Origin of the sequence: Wylensekiella montiformis (genome assembly GCF_009697385.1) — a bacterium.
Taxonomy (GTDB): Bacteria; Bacillota; Negativicutes; order Selenomonadales; family Selenomonadaceae; genus Selenomonas_A; species Selenomonas_A montiformis.
In genome coordinates, this window is the sequence record NZ_VUNL01000009.1 from 102,808 (window position 1) to 119,676 (window position 16,869).

General features: G+C 52.3%; 16 protein-coding genes and 2 tRNA genes. 17 read left to right on the forward strand and 1 reads right to left on the reverse strand.

What is annotated here, in order from left to right:
- Positions 1-22: 22 nt before the first annotated feature.
- Positions 23-997: a tRNA modification radical SAM protein MnmL/YtqA gene (gene mnmL / locus FYJ78_RS09080; RefSeq protein ID WP_154621097.1), complete on the forward strand. Its 975-nt coding sequence runs from the start codon at positions 23-25 to the stop codon at positions 995-997.
- Positions 998-1,107: 110 nt separating this feature from the next.
- Here the strand turns inward: mnmL and FYJ78_RS09085 are convergent, their stop codons facing one another.
- On the reverse strand, positions 1,108-1,311 hold the full coding sequence (locus FYJ78_RS09085) for a DUF1858 domain-containing protein (protein WP_154621081.1): 204 nt from the start codon (positions 1,309-1,311) through the stop codon (positions 1,108-1,110).
- A gap of 176 nt (positions 1,312-1,487) precedes the next feature.
- Here FYJ78_RS09085 and FYJ78_RS13010 point away from each other — a divergent pair, with 176 nt between their 5' ends.
- The 16 genes from FYJ78_RS13010 to FYJ78_RS09165 all read left to right on the forward strand — a co-directional run bounded on the left by FYJ78_RS13010 (position 1,488) and on the right by FYJ78_RS09165 (position 16,537).
- Entirely contained in the window at positions 1,488-2,492 is a 1,005-nt protein-coding gene (locus tag FYJ78_RS13010) for a prolipoprotein diacylglyceryl transferase family protein (protein WP_154621082.1), read from the forward strand.
- On the forward strand, positions 2,422-3,192 hold the full coding sequence (locus tag FYJ78_RS09095) for a polysaccharide deacetylase family protein (protein ID WP_235899972.1): 771 nt from the start codon (positions 2,422-2,424) through the stop codon (positions 3,190-3,192). Before FYJ78_RS13010 ends, FYJ78_RS09095 begins: the two co-directional genes overlap by 71 nt.
- A 183-nt stretch (positions 3,193-3,375) precedes the next feature.
- Positions 3,376-3,813 (forward strand): division/cell wall cluster transcriptional repressor MraZ, encoded by a 438-nt coding sequence (gene mraZ, locus FYJ78_RS09100; RefSeq protein ID WP_154621083.1) that lies wholly within the window; start codon positions 3,376-3,378, stop codon positions 3,811-3,813.
- 49 nt (positions 3,814-3,862) lie between these two features.
- Complete coding sequence (gene rsmH, locus FYJ78_RS09105) at positions 3,863-4,825, forward strand: 16S rRNA (cytosine(1402)-N(4))-methyltransferase RsmH (protein WP_154621099.1); 963 nt, start codon at positions 3,863-3,865, stop codon at positions 4,823-4,825.
- Positions 4,825-5,190 carry a septum formation initiator family protein gene (locus FYJ78_RS09110; protein WP_154621084.1) on the forward strand — a complete coding sequence of 122 codons (366 nt, stop codon included), beginning with the start codon at positions 4,825-4,827 and terminating at the stop codon, positions 5,188-5,190. Before rsmH ends, FYJ78_RS09110 begins: the two co-directional genes overlap by 1 nt.
- 230 nt (positions 5,191-5,420) lie before the next feature.
- Complete coding sequence (locus FYJ78_RS09115) at positions 5,421-6,935, forward strand: UDP-N-acetylmuramoyl-L-alanyl-D-glutamate--2,6-diaminopimelate ligase (RefSeq protein WP_154621085.1); 1,515 nt, start codon at positions 5,421-5,423, stop codon at positions 6,933-6,935.
- Complete coding sequence (locus FYJ78_RS09120) at positions 6,917-8,290, forward strand: UDP-N-acetylmuramoyl-tripeptide--D-alanyl-D-alanine ligase (protein WP_154621086.1); 1,374 nt, start codon at positions 6,917-6,919, stop codon at positions 8,288-8,290. Before FYJ78_RS09115 ends, FYJ78_RS09120 begins: the two co-directional genes overlap by 19 nt.
- A 33-nt stretch (positions 8,291-8,323) precedes the next feature.
- Positions 8,324-9,277: a phospho-N-acetylmuramoyl-pentapeptide-transferase gene (gene mraY, locus FYJ78_RS09125; RefSeq protein WP_328597692.1), complete on the forward strand. Its 954-nt coding sequence runs from the start codon at positions 8,324-8,326 to the stop codon at positions 9,275-9,277.
- 39 nt (positions 9,278-9,316) lie between these two features.
- Positions 9,317-10,690, forward strand: a complete 1,374-nt coding sequence (murD, locus tag FYJ78_RS09130) for a UDP-N-acetylmuramoyl-L-alanine--D-glutamate ligase (protein WP_154621101.1) — start codon at positions 9,317-9,319, stop codon at positions 10,688-10,690.
- Between the two features lie 2 nt (positions 10,691-10,692).
- Positions 10,693-11,805 (forward strand): undecaprenyldiphospho-muramoylpentapeptide beta-N-acetylglucosaminyltransferase, encoded by a 1,113-nt coding sequence (murG, locus tag FYJ78_RS09135; RefSeq protein ID WP_154621087.1) that lies wholly within the window; start codon positions 10,693-10,695, stop codon positions 11,803-11,805.
- A gap of 15 nt (positions 11,806-11,820) precedes the next feature.
- Positions 11,821-13,212, forward strand: coding sequence for a UDP-N-acetylmuramate--L-alanine ligase (gene murC, locus FYJ78_RS09140; RefSeq protein WP_154621088.1), 1,392 nt, complete (start codon positions 11,821-11,823; stop codon positions 13,210-13,212).
- Between the two features lie 25 nt (positions 13,213-13,237).
- Positions 13,238-14,179 carry a D-alanine--D-alanine ligase family protein gene (locus FYJ78_RS09145; protein ID WP_154621089.1) on the forward strand — a complete coding sequence of 314 codons (942 nt, stop codon included), beginning with the start codon at positions 13,238-13,240 and terminating at the stop codon, positions 14,177-14,179.
- A 73-nt stretch (positions 14,180-14,252) separates the two neighbouring features.
- On the forward strand, positions 14,253-15,038 hold the full coding sequence (locus FYJ78_RS09150; protein WP_154621090.1) for a cell division protein FtsQ/DivIB: 786 nt from the start codon (positions 14,253-14,255) through the stop codon (positions 15,036-15,038).
- A gap of 131 nt (positions 15,039-15,169) precedes the next feature.
- Positions 15,170-16,300, forward strand: a complete 1,131-nt coding sequence (gene ftsZ, locus FYJ78_RS09155; protein ID WP_154621091.1) for a cell division protein FtsZ — start codon at positions 15,170-15,172, stop codon at positions 16,298-16,300.
- A 70-nt stretch (positions 16,301-16,370) separates the two neighbouring features.
- A tRNA-Tyr gene (locus FYJ78_RS09160) sits at positions 16,371-16,456 on the forward strand.
- Positions 16,457-16,460: 4 nt separating this feature from the next.
- Positions 16,461-16,537 (forward strand) — tRNA-Met (locus tag FYJ78_RS09165).
- Positions 16,538-16,869 lie beyond the last annotated feature (332 nt).

Below are 16,869 nucleotides of genomic sequence, written 5' to 3' on the forward strand. Positions count from 1 at the left end.
GAAGATGTATATGACAGGCGCTTTGCCTTACCGGACCTTTTCTGATTATCTGAAGCAGCGGTATGGGGAAAAAGTGTATAAGCTTCCCGTGGCTCTTCCGGTGACCTGCCCGAATCGGGATGGGATGCTTGGAACAGGGGGATGCACGTTTTGTGGTTCCATTGGAGCCGGATATGAAAATCTGCCTCCGGATATGACCATTCATGCACAGCTGGAGGCCAATAAGGCGCATATCGTTCCAAAATACAAGGCGAAAAAGTTCATCCCGTATTTTCAGAATTTCAGCAATACCTATACCTCGCCGTCCCGGCTGCATCAGTGGGTACGGGAGGCCGGCAGACCGGCGGACGTTGTGGCCGTTTATATCGCGACACGGCCGGACTGCATTCACGATACATATCTTTCCATGCTGCGCGATCTGTCTGAAGAACTGAACATCGATATTTGTGTGGAACTGGGGCTGCAGAGCGTCAACTGTCATTCTCTGCGGAAGATTCATCGCGGGCATACTCTGGGCGAATTCGTGGATGCAGTTCTGCGGATCAAGCGCTTCGGGATGCAGTCCTGCGCGCATTTGATTCTGAATTTGCCGTGGGACGACCGCGACGATGTGATCGAAGATGCCAAGGTCCTGTCCGCTCTTGGGGTCGATCAAGTTAAGCTGCATGCGCTGTATCTTGTTCGTGGGACGGAAATGGCGCGTCAGTTTGAAGCAGGGGCATGGACTATGGTGAGCCGGGAGGAATACGAGGAACGAGTCATCACCTTTCTGGAATATCTGTCGCCGGATATCGTTCTGCAGCGTTTGATCGGACGTGCGCCGGAAGACCATACCATCTTTTCCAACTGGCATACCGGATGGTGGAAGATTCGCGACCATATTTTGCAAACGATGCAGGAAACGGGACGCTTTCAGGGACGCTGCTGTGATTATCTCAATGGTCGGGCCGTGCGGAAATTTCTGTCAGAGGAAGGCCGGTCCTGTTCGGACGCATGAACGCAATAAAAAACGCTGCCCGCTCGGTGGAGCGGGCAGCGTTTTTTATTGCAGGGCATTGCCTTGTGAATCCTTTATCCGATGCTAAGGGGCGCTGAATAAGTCTTCCTTTATTCGGCGGCGCCGACAGCTTCGTTCAGACCTTCGACCAGCGCATCGACATCAATGCCGTGAGCCAGAGCACCCTGCTCGATGTTTTCGAAGTGAGCAGCTGCGCAGCCCAGGCAGCCCATGCCGGCGTTGACAAAAACGTCCACCGTGTCCGGATATTTCTGAACAACATCGAGAATGCTCATGTCTTTGGTAATAGCCATAATATAAAACCTCCCATGTGTCTTTTTTCTATATTATTATGGATAGAGTCGGCAAAGGATGAATCCCTTGTCACAGGCATTATAGCACAGAACAGAGAACGGATACAAGAAATAAATGAATCTGATTCAGAAAAAAATAAGCAGAAGGGTAGTTTTTTTGTTTCAATCGGGTTAAAATGAGAAAGGCTGAGAAATTGGATGAGAAAGCGGGGATGAAAACGATGGGGTTGATCGCATGTTCTCTGCGAGGCGTACCGGTTTATTCTTATGGATTGTTTGTTGCGGTGGCTTTGCTGCTTGGCCTGCTCGTTGCGTGGCTTTGTGTCAAGGCGCAAAAGGTCAGCTTTGCACCGGTGCTGGATATGGCACTGTGGGGGATTCCGCTGGCTCTTCTCGGTGGACGGGCAGGCTTTGTCTTTCACCACTTTGATCGTTACAGCAGTCATTTGCCGGATATCTTTGCCGTCTGGCAGGGAGGGTTCTCCCTTTACGGCATGATTGCCGGCGTGCTGGCTGCTGTGATCGGTACCTGCCGGGTGCAGGGAAGGGATACCTGGATATGGCTGGACCGCCTGATTCCTTCCGGCGTGATCTTTTTGGCGGTGCTGGAGATGGGCGTTTTTATTCTGCAGCTTAATCCGGGGCTGCCGTTCCCCGATGATATTCCCAATGATCATGCACTGGCCGAGTATATCGAATACAATTACCGTCCGATCGGTTTTGGGGATACGCTCTATTTTCAGCCCATTGCATTGTATCAGGCCGGCCTGCAGCTGCTGATTTTTTTCTTGTTGCTGGTGCTGACTCTTCTGCGGGCGAAACGGCACTGGCTTCGTACACCCGGTAGTCTGTTTCTGCTGGGGACGGCAGGGGTGGCCTGGATCCGGTTGGGCTGCGGCTTTTTCTATCTGGCCACGGGGGCAGATGACGGCGCAGCGATGCCGTTGGGGCGTATTCTGTCTGGCGGTATCGGGCTTTTTGCTATATTCTTGCTGATGATGCGCAGAAGATCGGATGTCTGGGAGAAAGGAATGGGAGGAAAAGAACATGTCGGTAATGTATGCTGGAAAGAGACGGAGGGCTTGGCTGAAACGGGCGCTTCTGCTCCTCATGCTGGTGCTCATCCCTCTGCTGGTATCCAGTCCCAAGCCGCTGACGGCTACGATGGTCGCCGACAGTGAAAATGGGACAAAGGTTATGGTGCTGAATTATCATAAAGTGGATAACACGTTTATTTCTTTGTCCGTCCGGCCGGATGATTTTGAAAAGCAGATGCAGTATCTGAGCGACAATGGCTATCATACCATCACACCGGACGAACTGTATGATAGTCTGGCCGGAAAGGGAGAATTGCCGGAAAATCCGGTACTCATCACCTTTGATGATGGATATGAGGATAATTATACGAATGCGTACCCGATTTTGAAGAAGTACGGGTTTAAGGCGACGATCTTCGTGATCACTGGCTTTCTGGGCAAGGATAAAAATTATATGACCTGGGATCAGGCGCGTGAGATGGATGCCAATGGCATCAGCATAGAATCGCATACGGTGGATCATAAGTCCATGACGGATCTCACGGATGATCAGCTTCGGGCGGAATTGGTGGATTCCCGGAAAAAGGCGGAAAAAGAGCTGGGACACCCCGTCGAGTACATGGCGTATCCCACCGGCACTTATAACCTGCACATTGCTGAGATGGTCAAAGAAGCGGGGTATAAGGCGGCGTTTACCATCAAATACGGCAATGTGGATAAAGCCAGCAATATTTACGCATTGGAGCGCGTTCCGATCTTTCATACAGAGGATACGAACCGGGATTTTTTGGAACGTATTCGCTATACGCCGATCTTTGAGCGATTTGGCTGGATTAAGAGCTGAACCAGCTGTTCGGAGAACAGACAAGCTTTCCCATTTGGGGGAGGCTTGTTTTTTTGTGCGAAAAAGCGTGTTTTCCCAAGTTTAGCTTGCAAAAACAACGATTTTTTGGTATAAAAGAGAATAGATAAAGTGGCGATTTGTGGGGGAAAGTGGTTTAAAAACCCAGAAAGGTGGTGAGGCAGGATGTTCATGGGGGAATATGTTCATTCCATTGACGCCAAAGGGCGTGTCATCCTGCCAGCGGATTTCCGGCAGGAACTCGGTGTCACCTTTATTATCACGCGCGGCCTGGATAATTGTTTGTTCCTGTACGGTCAGCAGGCATGGGAGGAATGGGCAGCCAAGCTGCGCGCCCTGCCGATTGCCAAGCCGGCGGCCCGGGCGTTGAACCGCTTTTTTTTCGCCGGGGCAAGGACGCTGGAATGCGATAAACAGGGGCGTTTCCTCGTACCGGCCAACCTGCGCAATCACGCAGGCATCTCTCTGAAGCAGGATGTGGTTTTGACTGGCGTGGACAACCGCATCGAAGTGTGGAGCCGGGAACAGTGGGCAAAATACAACAGCGAAGTGGAGCCGGATGTGACAGCGATTGCGGATTCGCTGTCTGAACTGGGAATTTGAAAGAACGAACCGCTTGTGGGCGGCGGAATCAGCAAGGCAGGTGCAGATGATGGAGTTTCACCATATCAGTGTAATGCTGGAAGAGACCGTGAGAGGTCTGGTGACAAATAAAAAAGGAACCTATGTGGACTGCACTCTGGGCGGCGGAGGGCATTCCCATCGTATTGCCGAATTGCTGGAGCCTGCCGGACGCATCATCGGCATCGATCAGGATGAAGAAGCGGTAGAAGCGGCGTCAGCCAGACTGAGCGATGCTGCCTGCCGGGTGGATATTGTACACGATAATTTTCGTCATCTGGAACAGATTCTGCATGCTGAGGATGCGGATCAGGTGGATGGCGTCGTCTTTGATCTGGGTGTGTCTTCCCATCAGATTGATACGGCGGAGCGCGGTTTTTCCTATATGCATGATGCGCCGTTGGATATGAGGATGGATCCGGAGGCGGAGCTTTCGGCCTATGAGGTGATCAATACATATAGTGAGCAGGATCTGTTCCGTATTTTTCATGATTATGGAGAGGAACGATGGGCTAAGCGCATCGCGCAGTTTATTGTCAGGGAGCGTCAGACAGCGCCCATACGCACGACAGGCGGTTTAGTCGATGTAATCTGCAAGGCCATCCCCAAGGCGGTTCGTCAGGCAGCGGGCGGCCACCCGGCAAAGCGTGTGTTTCAGGCGGTCCGCATCGAGGTCAATGACGAACTTGGGATTCTCGAGACGGCATTTCGCACAGCGGTGCGCCATCTGAAGCCGAGGGGACGTATTGCGATCATTACCTTTCATTCTCTGGAAGACCGGATTGCGAAGAAAACATTGCGCGACATGTCGCGCGGATGTATTTGCCCGCCGGAACTTCCTGTCTGCGTCTGTCACCATCGTCCGGAAATCCGCCTGCTTGGCAAGCCCGTTACAGCGGCGCCGCAGGAGATAGAGCGGAACTCGCGATCCAAAAGCGCCAAGCTGCGGCTGGCGGAAAAGCTGCCGATTGCTGAAGAAAGAGGGGAATGCTGATGCTGGCCAGACAGGAAGAAGCTCAAGCTGAACAATGGGAAGCGGTGCGCAGCCAGCTGGAAGAGGATGCAAAGAAACCGCTGTATCGCACCGTTCTGGACAGGGGGACGCGCTCGCGCTGCCGGATCCTTTTTCTTACCGTAGCCTCACTGGCCATGCTGGTGACTGTTGGAAGCGGCATCAGTGCCAGCCGGGGATACGCCTTGATCGAGGTGCAGCAGAAGGCGGATCAGCTGGAACAGGAAAATGAACGCCTGAAAATCGACATTGCACGACTGAAATCGCCGGAGCGCATCAAGTCCATCGCCAGTGACCAGCTGGACATGGCGGTTCCGCAGAGCACCTACTTCAGTCATGAAAAGTAAACACAGCGGATCGGAACGCATTTTCGGTCCGGATACGGCGAAAGGCTGTCAGTGAAGAGGCAGCTTCTTTCGCTTTTCTTTGTTTGGAACGAAATAAAACGTGAGATCGTGTTACGGCGATGAAATGCAGCGTGAATGGAAAGAACGAAAAAAAACTATAATTTTTTCCAGAGACGGTTTATAATAGTGTACGGTTCGCTGAAATGGAGGCGGACTGAGGAGGAACGGAAATGAAATCAATCTGTGAATTAGCCCGTCTGGTTGATGGCGCTGAAATTATCGGCAATAAAGAGATCGAGATTGCAGGAATTGAACATGATTCCCGCAAGGTCGGGAAGGGGACGCTGTTCGTTTGCATTCCGGGCGTTCATGTCGATGGACACCAGTTTATCCGGCAGGCGGCTGTTGCCGGAGCCTGTGCGATTCTGACGACGCGCCGCGATGTCGAGGTGCCGGACGGGATGACTATTCTGCTGGTGCCGGAGCTTCGGGCGGCTCTGGATGCTATGGTTCCATATTTTTACGATTATCCCGCCCGCAGCATGCGTATAATCGGCATTACCGGAACGAATGGCAAGACGACAACGAGCTATATCACGCGGGCAATCCTTCGCCATGCGGGATATAAGGTCGGCCTGATCGGTACGATTCAAATCATGATGGAGGAGGAGGTATTTCCTATCCACAATACGACGCCGGATGTTGTTGAGCTTCAGCACACGCTGGCCATCATGCGGGACAGAGGCATGGATTATGTAGTCATGGAAGTATCTTCGCATGCGCTGGATCAGGATCGCGTGGCCGGAATCGAGTTCGATACGGCGGTGTTTACGAATCTGACGCAGGATCATCTGGATTATCATAAGACATTGGAAAATTATATGCTGGCCAAGGCAAAACTCTTTGACCATGTATCCGAGCCGGGCGTCAAGCAGGGCAAAACAGCGGTGGTTAATGTCGATGATGCGGCGGGAAAGACCATGCTGGCCCATGCGGACTGCGCGCATCTCACCTATGCGATTCGCCAGCCGGCCGATCTTCGTGCGACGGATGTTCATGTTTTAGCAGGCGGCGCAAACTTTACGCTGAATCATGATTCTTTTGGAACGATGCCGCTGCAGCTGCATATTACGGGCATTTTCAATGTCTATAATGTCATGTCCGCCGTCGGAGCCGCGCTGGCTGAACATGTCAGTCCGGAGAATATTGCGGCTGTGCTTCGGACTTTTACCAGTGTGCCGGGGCGCTTTGAGCTGGTGAAAGCGGGACAGGATTTTTCCATTATTGTGGATTATGCCCATACGCCGGATGGTGTGGAAAACGTACTCAGAACAGCCCGGGAGATTGCCAAAAAGAAGATTATCGCCGTGTTTGGCTGCGGCGGCGACCGCGACCGTACGAAGCGGCCGATCATGGGGCGTCTTGCCGCAAAGCTGGCGGATGTCGTCATTGCGACATCCGATAACCCGCGGTCGGAAGATCCGGAATCCATTCTTGACGAGGTAGAAGCCGGCGTACGGGAAACGATCGGGGATAAGCATCATGAGCGCATCGCTGATCGCCGCGAAGCTATTTTTCGCGCGGTGGAGCTTGCTGAGCCGGAGGATTTGGTCATTATTCTCGGCAAGGGACATGAGAATTATCAGATTCTCAAGGATGGAACGATTCATTTTGATGACAAAGAGGTGGCCTGTGAAGCCGTGGCTGCCCGCAGGGAGGGAAAAGGATGCCGTCATTCCAGCTGAATGAGGTGACCGGAATAACCGGTGCCGTCACTTATTCGGTCCGTCAGAAGATGTTTTCTGATTTAGTCAGCGATACCCGCAGGATTCAGCCCGGGGTCTTGTTTTTGGCGTTTAAGGGTGAACGATTTAATGGGGAGGATTTTGCCGCAGAAGCTTTGCGGAAAGGAGCTGCGGGCGTCATGGTGAGCAGCGGCTGTCCCGAGGAAACGCTCCGGAAATGCAATGGAACGGTTTTGCTCGTTGAGGATACGCTGAAGGCTTACCAGCAGCTGGCCCATGCATGGCGCAGACGATTTCCGGATCTTCCGGTTGTGGCGATTACGGGCTCGAATGGCAAGACGACAACAAAAGACCTTACCGCGGCGGTTCTTTCTGCCCGTGGTCCGGTTTTGAAAACACAGGCAAATTATAATAATGAAATCGGACTTCCGCTGACGCTGCTGGGGATACGCAAGGAACATACGGCGGCTGTCGTCGAGATCGGTATGCGCGGTTTTCATCAAATCGAAGCGATGGCTCCGCTGGCGGAGCCAAAAATCGGCATTGTCACGAATGTCGGCGAAACGCATATGGAATTGTTAGGGTCATTGGAAAATATTGCCCGGGCCAAAAGCGAACTGGTCGAAGCGATTCCGGCAGGAGGGACGGTCATTCTCAATGCGGATAATCCCTATGTGGCTGCTATGCGTGATAAGGCGGGAGACGGCGTGCAGGTCATGACTTTTGGCTTGGATCATGAGGCAGATGTGCGCGGTGAGAATATTCGTACCGAAGGAAGCGATACGAAGTTTACCGCTGTCTATGATGGAGAACGCCATGAATACTCGATAGCCATGGTCGGGCGCCATAATGTCAGCAATGCGCTGGCTGCGATTGCCGCTGGTTTTGCGCTGGGGCTGCGGGCGGAAGAAATCCGGGAGGGACTTTTGCATCTGGAAGCGACAAAAATGCGTTTCGAATGTCGCCGTGTCGGAGCATGGAACGTGGTCAATGATGCTTATAACGCAAGTCCGATGTCGATGACAGCAGCCATTGAAACGCTGTCGGATCTGACCCGGGGCAGAAAAATAGCGGTTATGGGGGATATGCTGGAGCTTGGCAGTGTGTCCGTCGAAGCACACCGCAAGGTCGGCCGGGAACTGGCTGCACATCACTTTGATGCGGTTGTCACGCGCGGAGAGATGGGCCGTTATATTGCAGAAGGGGCCGAAGAAGGCGGGATTGCGTCGGTATTTTGCTGTGGCTCACATGAAGATGCTGCAGATCGTCTTCATAAACTTTTGCAGCCGGGTGATACGATCCTGTTTAAGGGATCGCGCGGCATGCAGATGGAAAAAATCATTGACTTGCTTTGAGCAGGCCGTAGCGATAGGGAGAGGAATCATAACGTGGAAATCAACGTTCTTATTGCAGCTGTTGTGGCTGCTGGCTTTGTTCTGGTGACGGGACCTTTTTTCATTCCCGTTCTCCATCGGCTGAAATTTGGGCAAAGCATCCGCGAAGAGGGGCCGAAAAGTCATCAGGCCAAGAGCGGTACCCCGACGATGGGCGGTATCATGATTATCCTTGGCATCACGCTTGGCACAGCCGCTGCGGCTCCGCTGTCAACAGAAATACTGCTGGCTTTGTTTATTATGCTGGGCCATTTTGTGCTGGGCTTTCTCGATGATTACATCAAGGTAGTAAAAAAACGGAATCTTGGTCTGAAAGCCAGGCAAAAACTGCTGGGACAGATTTTTATCGCTGTCGTTACGATGGTGATTGGCACCCGGATGCTGGGCATCGATACAAGTATCTGGATTCCTGTGGCAGATACCTCAATCGATATCGGAGCGGGATATTATCTGCTCTTGCTGTTTGTGATGGTCGGCACGTCAAATGCAGTCAATCTGACAGACGGTCTGGATGGTCTGGCATCCGGAGCTGTCGCTATTGCGGCCAGCAGCTACGCCGTCGTCTGCATCCTCATGGGACATTCGGATCTGGCGATATTCTGTGCGGCTATCGTTGCGGCCTGTGTTGCGTTCCTCCGCTTTAATGCGCATCCTGCCAAGGTGTTTATGGGAGATACGGGGTCGCTGGCTTTGGGCGGTGCGCTGGCTGCAGTCGGCATCCTGACGCATACGGAGATTTTGCTGGCTATCATTGGTTTTGTATTCGTTTGCGAGGCGCTTTCTGTCATCATTCAGGTGATTTCCTTTCAAACTACAGGGAAGCGCGTGTTTCGCATGAGCCCGATTCATCATCATTTTGAACTTGGCGGATGGTCAGAGTGGAAAGTGGTGGTTGTATTCTGGTTCATCGGTTTGCTGGCCAGTGTTGCCGCGCTGTCCATGATTTGATTTGATTATGTATTGCACAGAGGGGGACTTTTCGTGGAAATGGATTGGTCGGGCAAGAAAATCCTGGTGGTCGGTGCCGGTATCAGCGGTTTTGCCGCCGCACGTTTGGCAAAAAAGTTTGGCGCTGAGGTGATGCTGAGCGATGCCAAGGCGGAAAGCGAAATCAAGGGCGATTGCTCTGCCTTGCGTGAAGCTGGCGTTGCCTTATTGTTTGGGCCACAGCAGGAAAGTCTGCTCGATGGAGTGGACATGGTGATCGTATCGCCTGCTGTTCCAGAGAGAATCCCTCTGATTCAGGCTGCGTACTCGCGTGATATTCGTGTACTTACCGAGGTAGAGTTGGCCTATGAATTGTCAGAATCACCGATTTGTGCCGTGACGGGGACGAACGGCAAGACAACGACGGTAACGCTGCTCGGCTTGCTGCTGGCCACCCGGTACGATCCTGTTGGCGTAGGCGGAAATATCGGCGTTCCGCTTTCGGAGGAGGTATTGCGCGTCGGAAAGGGCGGCTGTATTGCCGCTGAAATATCGAGCTATCAGCTGGAAGCGACAAAGGATTTTCACCCGCATATCGCAGCAGTGCTCAACGTGACGCCGGATCATATCGTGCGGCACGGCTCCATGGACGTTTATCAGAAGATGAAGGAGCGCATTTTTGCTCAGCAGACGGCCGAAGACTTTCTGGTTCTCAATTATGATGATGCGCGCACCCGGTCGATGAAGAACCGGGCGGCTTCGCGTGTGTGCTTTTTCAGTCGGCGGGAGGAACTGACTGAAGGCGCGTTCCTTTGCGGCAGCCGATTGGTGATTCGCTGGGATGGACGGGAATATCCGCTATGCACGGCAGAGGAACTGGGCATTAAAGGCGGACATAATATAGAGAATGCGCTGGCAGCAGCTGCGGCGGCGTTTCTGGCCGGCTGTGAACCGCAGGCAATGATCCGGGTTTTGAGGGAATTTCACGGGGTGGAGCATCGCATTGAATACGTGCGCACAGTGAATGGGGTTGCTTATTATAATGATTCCAAGGCGACCAATACTGATTCGGCGATCAAGGCGCTGGAGACCTTTTCCGATGGAATCGTTCTTCTGGCCGGCGGCGACGATAAGATGACCGATCTGACGGAATTTATGCAGCTTGTTCGTGAACGAGTGAATGACCTGATTCTTATTGGTGATGCCGCCGCGCGCTTTGAAAAAGAAGCGTTGGCGAATGGCATCGATCCGGAGCATATTCACCGGGCAGGCCACTCTATGGATCATGCGGTACGGCTGGCGCATGAGCTGGCTCATGCACCGCAGGTTGTTCTGCTTTCCCCGGCCTGCGCCAGTTTTGATATGTATGACGGTATGGCAGAGCGCGGCCGTGATTTTAAACGATTGGTCAATGCATTGCAAGGAGAGTCTTAACGTTGAAAATCATTGTTTCCGGCGGCGGCACAGGAGGACACATCTATCCGGCCGTTACCATTATTCGCACGATACAGGAAAAGCATCCGGATGCCCGCTTTCTTTATGTCGGGACGCAGAAAGGTCTGGAAGCCGATATTATTCCGAAGGAAAATCTGCCGTTTGCAACGGTGGACATACAGGGATTTGAACGCCATCTGACACCGGCAAACATCCTCAGAGCTGGAAAAGCCTTGGTCGGCGTGGCCAAAGCGGCACGGATCGTTCGTTCCTTCCGGCCGGATGTGGTTGTTGGTACAGGGGGGTATGTCTGCGGTCCGGTCCTGATGGCGGCCAGTCTGATGCGCATACCGACGCTGATTCAGGAACAGAATGTCGTACCGGGCATTACGAATAAGATATTATCCGGTTTTGTCTCGCGGATCGCAGCGGGGACGGAAGAAGCAAAACGTCATTTCCCCGCAGATAAAGTGGTGTTTACCGGCAATCCGATACGCAGTGAAGTCATGACGGCCCGTCGCGAGGACGGAGCGCGGTCTTATGGCTTTGATCCGTCAAAAAAAACGGTATTGATTTCCGGCGGCAGCCGCGGTGCGCGCAGCATCAATCGGGCAATGATTGATGTGCTGGTACAGGCGGCGGATCATCCGGAGGTGCAGTATCTGCATGTGACCGGCAGTCTAGAGTATGACGATGTCATGAACCGCTTGAAGCAAGCGGGGCTGGATCTGGAGCAGACGCCGCATATCAAGGTACGTCCGTACCTTTATGATATGCCGCAGGCCATGGCCATGACCGATTTGGCGGTATTCCGTGCCGGAGCTACGGGACTGGCGGAGCTCACTGCAAGAGGGATTCCTGCTATTTTGATTCCGTATCCTTATGCGGCGGAAAACCATCAGGAGCATAATGCCCGTGCCTTGGAGCAGGCCGGAGCCGCGCGTATGATACTAAACCGCGAACTAACCAGTGCGCGTCTCTGTGCCGTGCTCACGGAGCTCCTCAGTGAGGATGATAAGCTGGTGGCCATGGCAAAGGCCAGCCGGGAGATGGGCAGACCGCAGGCGGCCGGAGATATTGCCGATTTGGTCCTGGCACTGGCTGGCCGGAAATAAGGAGGATATGATCTGATGAAAAAGCTGAATGAGCTTAAAGATATCGAAACGATTCATTTTGTGGGGATTGGCGGCGCCGGCATGAGCCCGCTGGCCAGGATTATGCTGGAGCTTGGATATCATGTGTCAGGGTCGGATCGTGAAGATTCCGGTGTGATTGAAAATCTGCGCAGGCTGGGAGCGAAGATTATGCTGGGCGGCCAAAAGGCAGAGAACGTGCGGGGAGCTGATGCGATTGTCGTCTCGACCGCGATTCCCTATGATAACCCAGAGGTTCTGGCAGCCCGGGATCTCGGCATTACCAAGCTGCACCGCTCGGATATCAACGCAGCTTTGGTTAATGAATACAAGGGCATCGCCGTAGCCGGGGCTCATGGAAAAACGACAACGACATCGATGCTGGGCGTAGCATTGACGAAAGCGGGCGTCTCGCCGACCGTTGTGGTTGGAGGCGAAGTCCCGGATCTCGGCACCAATGCTGTTTTGGGCGAAGGGGATTATCTGGTATCGGAAGCGGATGAAAGTGACGGGTCTTTCCTCAAACTGCGCCCGCATATTGCGGTAGTCACCAATGTGGAAGACGATCACATGGACCACTATGGAACCATGGAAAATATCATCCGGGCTTTTACGCAGTTTATTCAAAATGTCGATCGGGAAAACGGCTATGCGGTGCTTTGCTTTGACAATGAGAACCTGCGTCATATTGCCCAGCACATTGATCGTAAATATTATTCGTATGCCATTGACCATGAAGCGGACTATCAGGCAAGAAACATCCTGACGACTGGCAAGGGAATTTCCTTTGATGTGGTACATGGCGAAGAAATGCTGGGGCATATTTCTTTGAATATCCCGGGGCGTCATAATGTTCTGGATGCGATGGCCTGTCTGGTCACGGGACTGTCCATTGGCGTACCTTTTGAAAAAATGGCTGCGGGACTGGCCGCTTTTCATGGAGCGAAGCGCCGTTTTCAGACGAAAGGGCGCATTGGCGGGGTTTGGATTGTGGACGATTATGCACATCATCCGACGGAAATAGCGGCAACTCTTCAAGCAGCGAAGGAGACGAAGCCTGCCCGTCTGATTTGCGTATTCCAGCCGCATCGTTATTCGAGGACGCAGCTTTTGCATGAGGAGTTCGGCAAGGCCTTTCGTTCCGCGGATTTGCTGGTGCTGACAGATATTTATGCCGCTGGAGAAGCACCGATTGAAGGGGTCAGCGGAGAAACCATTCTGCAGGAGGTGCGCCGTCAATCCGGTCAATCAGTAGTCTATCTGCCGGAGCGTGAGAAGCTGGCTTCTTATCTGCAGAAGGAGATTCAGGAAGGCGATCTTGTCATTACCATGGGAGCCGGAGATATTTACAAGACAGGAGAAGAGCTTGTCGAACTGCTGCAGAAATGAACATTCGCTAAAGGAGAACAGAAACATGAATCAGGATAAAATCGTTGTGGTTATGGGCGGGACATCCACCGAGGCTGAAATTTCCCGGCAGACGGGACAGGCCATCTTAAAGGCATTGCAGTCCAAAGGCTATCATGCGGAAGGCATGGAGCTCAAGCCGGAAACCTTCGCCGAAGATATTCGTAAGAGCGGATGTGCCATCGTATTCAATGCCCTGCATGGGAAATATGGAGAAGACGGTCTGCTGCAGGGAACACTGGACATGATGGGGATTCCTTATACGGGTTCTGGCGTACTGGCTGCGGCTGTTACGATGGATAAGGCAGCATCAAAACGCGTATTTGTCGCGGAGGGGATTCCAACACCGCGCTCGCATACGTATTATCGCTATGAAATGAAGCGCAGTCTGGCAGAAGAAATTCAGCAGGAATTTTCACTGCCGGTGGTAGTCAAGGCCGCTTCGCAGGGATCCAGCATTGGAGTATATATTGTAGAAACGCCGGATGATCTTTCCCACGCGCTCCATGAAGCGTTTGAATACAATAATGAAGTCCTCGTGGAAGAATTTATCAAGGGAAAGGAACTTACGGTAGCGGTCTGGGGAAATGAAGAAAAAAAAGAAGCATTTCCCATTATTGAAATCACGACGGCCTCTGGGCGTTACGATTATGAAAGCAAGTATACGAAAGGCGCTTCGACGCATATCATTCCTGCACGTGTATCCGAGGAGAAGGCCGGGGAAATCCGTCAGCTGGCTGTTCGCACCTTTACCGCCTGCGGATGCCGCGGCGTAGCCCGTGTGGATATGATGCTCAGCGAAGACGGCGTTCCGTACGTCATCGAGGTAAACTCCGTTCCAGGCATGACAGAGCTTTCCCTTGTTCCTGATGCCGGCCGTGCCATGGGAATCGAATTTCCTGAGCTTTGTGAACGCATATTGGAAATGGCAGGCTTCCGGATATCCTGATGAAAAGGAGGTCCTGCGCCGGGCGGCCTTTTGAGGCTGTCCGGCTTTTGTGGTATGGAATGGAGGTGACCTCATGGAAGAGGAAAAAGAAAATTGCGCCGTACCGGAGAAAAAAGGAGGAAGGCGCAGCCCGCGCAGGCTGCTTCGCGGGCTGCTGTTTTTGGCCGTATGTGCCGCTGTGGTGGCTGTACTCGTATATTCCCCCTTGTTTACCTTGCAGCGGGTTATTGTCAACGGCAATCAATATTTGAGCCGCGAAGAGGTTATGGAGATTGCGCGGATCCATATTGGTCAGCCTCTGTTTCAGCTTCAGACCGATGCTGTCACCCGCAATCTGACGCGTGATTTGCGTATTGAATCCGCGTCCGTGCGCAGACAGATGCCGGATACGGTCGAGATCGATATGACTGAGCGGATTCCGGTAGCTACAGCGGCCTGTGATTATGGCTATGTTGATCTGGACCGGCAGGGCAAAGTCATTGCCGGATACCGCACGCTGAAGCGGATGCCAATTCCATTGATTACAGGCGTCGTTCTGCATGATCTTTATATTGGTGATGACAATACGGACGAAACGGTCGGATCGGTATTGATTTTTCTGCAAAAAATTAATCCGGAAGCATTAAATCGGATTTCAGAAATTCATATTGGCAATCCGGAAGAAATTGTAGCCTATACGACGGATTCGGTTCAGATCCGCTTGGGAAATATGGAACGACTGGACGAAAAAGCAAAACTGACGCAGGATTTTCTGGAAGATCTGGAACATGCAAAATACCCGGTGGAGTATGTGGATTTCCGCTATACAGCGCCCTTTATCCGTTTGAAGAACATGCCGCAGGTTGTCGCGAGACATTGAAGGAAGCCTACGAAGTTTTTTTCGTTCAACTATAGCATTCAAGAAGAATTAATGGTAAAATTATAAAGGTATGTTGTGTAAATGGACATGCAGTGAAGGTTGCGCCTGTTGCTGCTGGTATATAATCGTCTATGGGGGTTAATGCAGTGTTTGAATTGGATGACAACGGCCTCGATCAGCTGGCTAAAATTAAAGTAATTGGCGTCGGTGGCGGCGGAAGCAATGCGGTAAACCGCATGATAAATCTTGGACTGCAGGGCGTCGAGTTTATTGCAGTAAATACAGATGCACAGGCACTGCTGAAATCACTGGCACCGAAACGGATGCAGATCGGTGAGAAGCTGACCCGTGGACTCGGAGCCGGCGCTCAGCCGGAAATCGGGCAGAAAGCGGCTGAGGAAAGCCGTGATGATATTCTGGAAGCACTGCGCGGAGCGGACATGGTATTTGTTACGGCTGGCATGGGCGGTGGAACAGGAACCGGTGCAGCACCGATTGTGGCGGAATGCGCACGTGAAATTGGCGCATTGACAGTAGGCGTTGTAACGCGTCCGTTTTCATTCGAGGGGATGAAACGCCGCCGCAACGCGGAAAACGGCATTGATAATCTTAAACAGCATGTAGATACGATCATCACCATTCCTAACGATCGCCTTATGCAGGTTGTCGATAAAAAGACGCCGATTACGCAGGCATTCAGCATTGCCGACGACGTCTTGCGGCAGGGAGTCAAAGGGATCTCTGACCTCATTGCGCTGCCAGGGCTGGTCAACCTTGACTTTGCGGATGTGAAGAGTATCATGAGCAATGCAGGCTCGGCGCTTATGGGTATTGGCGAGGCTTCCGGAGAAAATGCGACGGTAGAGGCCGCAAAAGCGGCGATTGCATCTCCTCTGCTTGAGACGAGTATTGACGGCGCTCGCGGCGTCTTGCTCAATGTCACAGGCGCGGAGGAGAACCTCAGCATGTTTGAGGTTACGGAGGCGTCGAATGCCATTGAAGCCGCAGCGGACAGTCAGGCCAACATCATCTGGGGGGCGGCTGTGGACAATACGATGGGCGATACCGTTCGCGTAACGGTCATTGCCACCGGATTCGACGCACCGGAGGAACTGGGCGTACAATCTGCTGGTCAGTCGGCTGCACAGCAGAAATCATCGGAACCAGATGTTCAGCCGCAGCCTGCGGTGGAAAAAACGGCATCGCCGCAGCCGAAGGCACCGGATTTTATCGATATTCCTGTATGGATGCGCAGAAAATGATGAAATGAGGTCTTGACAGAATCCTGTAAGTCAAGTATACTATATCTTGTTTTTAACGCTTGTTAAGAATGGGTAGGTGCCCGAGTGGTTAAAGGGAACAGACTGTAAATCTGTCATCTTCGGATTACGATGGTTCGAATCCATCCCTGCCCACCACTTTGGCGGCATAGCTCAGTTGGCTAGAGCATGCGGTTCATACCCGCAGTGTCCGGAGTTCAAATCTCTGTGCCGCCACCATGCAAATACAACCGGTCAGACCTAGAACTGGCCGGTTTTTTTGTGGAAATTTTGACAAAACGCTTGACAGATCGGGGAAAGACGTGTATCATTAATCAAGTCGCTGCAGGTCAGGAACCGTAAGAAGCGCGGAAAAAACGCAAAAAAAGTTCTTGACAGGAAAAAGTCGATGCGATATACTAAATGAGTCGCTGAGATGAGCGATGGGGCGAAAGCCTCAGGTGGTTCTCTGAAAACTAAACAATGCAACATGAATCATTTGTGATTCAAGCCAGATGTTTTTAAAACATCGATTGATTATGAACATAAGCAATCGGCAATTTCTTTACTAA